The following is a 2334-nucleotide window of genomic DNA, read 5'->3' on the forward strand; positions in this document are numbered from 1 at the left end:
CCCGCGCGGGTTTTGGGGGGGGGGGGGGTGTTTTTGTCGGTCCCGCTTTTGTGGGTGGCGGCGCGGGTTTGGGGGGGCGCGCGGCCGCCCCCCCCCCGCCCCCCCCCCCCCCCCGGAACCGATCAGAAGAACTTCAGGTAGCGCTCGGTCTCCCAGGAGGAGATGTGCGCCTGGTAGGACTCCCACTCCTCGGTCTTGTAGTCGATGTAGGACTGGTAGAGCGCGTCGCCGAAGACCTCGCGCGAGAGGCTGTCGGCGCGGAACTCGTCGATGGCCTCGCCGAGGGTGCGTGGCAGCAGGGAGATGCCCTGCTCGGCGATCTGGGCGTCGGTGTAGCGGTACATGTTCTCGGTGCGCGGATCGCCCGGATCGAGTTGCTCGCGCACGCCCTCCAGGCCGGCGGCGAGCACCATCGCCGCGCCGAGGTACGGGTTGCAGCTGATGTCGGCGGCCCGGCACTCCACGCGCCCGCCCGCCAGCGGCACCCGCAGCGAGTTGGTGCGGTTGTTGTTGCCGTAGCTGACGAACACCGGCGCCCAGGTCGACCCCGACATGCTGCCCTGGCGGACCAGGCGCTTGTAGCTGTTGACCGTCGGCGCGATCACCGCGGTGATGGCGGGCAGATGGCGCAGGATGCCCGCGATGAAGTGGTAGCCCAGCTTCGACAGGCCGACGCCGCGCGGATCGTGGTCGGTGGCGAACAGGTTCGTGCCGGTCTCCAGATCGGCCAGCGACATGTTGTAGTGCGCGCCCGAGCCGGTGCGGTCGGCGAACGGCTTGGGCATGAACGAGGCGAAGTAGCCGTGCTTGCGGGCGATCTCGTTGGCCATCAGGCGGAAGAACACGAAGCGGTCGGCCATGGTCAGCGCGTCGGTGTAGGAGAAGTCCACCTCGAACTGGCCGCGGGCGTCCTCGTGGTCGAAGGAGTAGACGTCCCAGCCGAGGCCGTTCATGGCATCCACCAGTTCGCCCAGCCAGCCCATGTTGTCCAGCGTGGTCGTCACGTTGTAGCAGGGCTTGGTGAGGTTGTCGCGTTCGCTGACCTCGGCGACACCGGCGGCGGAGTCCTTCAGCACGAAGAACTCGGTCTCGATGCCGAGGTTGAAGCCGTAGCCGAGATCGGCGGCGGCGTCGAGCTGGCGCTTCAAGATGTCGCGCGAGGATGCCGTGAACGGCTTGCCCTCGGTGTGGAGGCTGCTGGGAAAGTAGGCGTACTGCGTGTTCCACGGCAGCTGGAAGTATCTGTTCAGGTCGGGGCGGGCCGACAGTTCCTCGTCGCTGATGTCCTGCGGCAGCCCGTCCAGGGCCGCGCCGGTGAACAGCTCCGAGCCGCCCATCATGTTGTCGAGGTGGTCGATCGGGACGAATTTGCCCTTCGAATTGCCGTGCAGGTCCACGAAGCTGGCGATCGCGTACCGGACGCCCGCGGCGCGCAGCTGCTCCTTGACGGTCTCCACGTCGGGGGTGATCTCGATGCTGGTCATGGTGACTCCCTGGTTGCTCCGGCTAATTTCGATGACCTATCGAAACTCTGACGGCCGGGGGTTGCCGGGTGATATCCCGGGTGTTGCCGGTTGGTAAACCGTGCCGCGGTGTCCGACGATGCTGTTCATGAGCAAGCAGACAGCGGGGCAGCGGGTCGGGCGTCCGCGGCGCAGTGGGATCGCGGGCGGCGCCCCGCGCGAGGAGATCGTCGCGGCGGCGGCCCGGCTGTTCGCGGAGATCGGATACGCCGACACCACGGTCAGCGCCATCGCGCGCGAGGCCGGCCTCGGTCAGTCCTCGCTGTACTACTGGTTCGCCAACAAGGAGGCCATCCTCCAGGCGCTGATCGACAAGAACCGCGAATCCCTGGAAACCGCACGGCAACTGGTCGACGATCCGGCCGACGCCGCGGCGCGGCTGTACCGGATCATCTACGACGACGTGGTGCAGATGTGCTCGGCGCCGCTGGACTTCTACGAGCTCGAGCGGGTTTCACGGGCCCAGCCCGAGGAGTTCGCCGACTTCTTCGCCGACTACCGTGAGCTGGAGACCCTGATGGCGAGGGTGATCGAGCAGGGCGTGGCAGCCGGGGAGTTCGTCGCGGTCGAACCCGGTCCGGCGACCACCGCCGCGCTCTCGCTCAGCGAGGGGTTGCAGTACCGGTTCCGGCAGGGGGAGGCCGGTGCGGAGCGGATGCGCGAGTTCGCCCATCTGTCCGCGTCCACAACCGTCGGCGCGCTCGTGCGGGATCGCGAGCGGGTCGCTGCCGCCCGTGCGGGCGTCGGCGGCGGGTTTACCCACCCCCACCCATTACCAAAACTAAAGTAAAAAAGCCGGGGCCGGGGTTTG

Annotated in this window: 2 protein-coding genes; one reads left to right on the top strand and one right to left on the bottom strand. The window is 67.9% G+C overall.

Going from position 1 to position 2334, the window contains the following annotated elements; genetic code table 11:
• Positions 1-122: 122 nt before the first annotated feature.
• Positions 123-1484, bottom strand: a complete 1362-nt coding sequence (glnT, locus tag QH283_RS03680; protein WP_280501610.1) for a type III glutamate--ammonia ligase — start codon at positions 1482-1484, stop codon at positions 123-125.
• Between the two features lie 127 nt (positions 1485-1611).
• On the opposite strand from glnT, the gene QH283_RS03685 reads away from it, so the two are divergent.
• Positions 1612-2313 carry a TetR/AcrR family transcriptional regulator gene (locus QH283_RS03685; protein WP_280501611.1) on the top strand — a complete coding sequence of 234 codons (702 nt, stop codon included), beginning with the start codon at positions 1612-1614 and terminating at the stop codon, positions 2311-2313.
• Positions 2314-2334: the final 21 nt, after the last annotated feature.

The organism is Nocardia farcinica (assembly GCF_029867845.1).
Classification (GTDB): domain Bacteria; phylum Actinomycetota; class Actinomycetes; order Mycobacteriales; family Mycobacteriaceae; genus Nocardia; species Nocardia farcinica_A.

Bases quoted from the DNA above. Each gene is read 5' to 3' on its own strand.
- glnT (WP_280501610.1), bottom strand. From the start codon at position 1,484: ATGACCAGCATCGAGATCACCCCCGACGTGGAGACCGTCAAGGAGCAG.
- QH283_RS03685 (WP_280501611.1), top strand. From the start codon at position 1,612: ATGAGCAAGCAGACAGCGGGGCAGCGGGTCGGGCGTCCGCGGCGCAGT.